Here is a 279-nt window from a genome sequence, read left to right on the forward strand (position 1 = left end):
GCGCAGTCCGATCGCCTGCAGCCATTATGGGCGCTGTTCCGCCAGCATGGCGGCAGTTTCCGGGTGATCAGCGCCGCGGCGGGGCTGCTGGGACTGACCGAACGCGACTGCCTGCCGCGCCCGCTGCTGCCGCTCTCCAATGCGCATTGCCAGCAGATTGCTGACGTGCTCGCGGCACTCGACCTCTCTTAAGATCCCGCGCCAGAAGGCATTAACCGTGGCGCACCAGGTTAAAGCCTTCTTCCTCCTGCGGCGGTTCAAAATAGCGGGAAATCAGCG

At 64.2% G+C, this 279-nt stretch carries 1 pseudogene; it reads left to right on the forward strand.

The annotated features are described in order from the left end of the window. Window positions 1–192, forward strand: a pseudogene (locus tag SB765_RS29190) (dihydrodipicolinate synthase family protein); the annotation flags it as partial. Window positions 193–279: the final 87 nt, after the last annotated feature.

This window comes from Pseudomonas sp. SIMBA_067, assembly GCF_046534675.1.
Lineage (GTDB): Bacteria > Pseudomonadota > Gammaproteobacteria > Pseudomonadales > Pseudomonadaceae > Aquipseudomonas > Aquipseudomonas putida.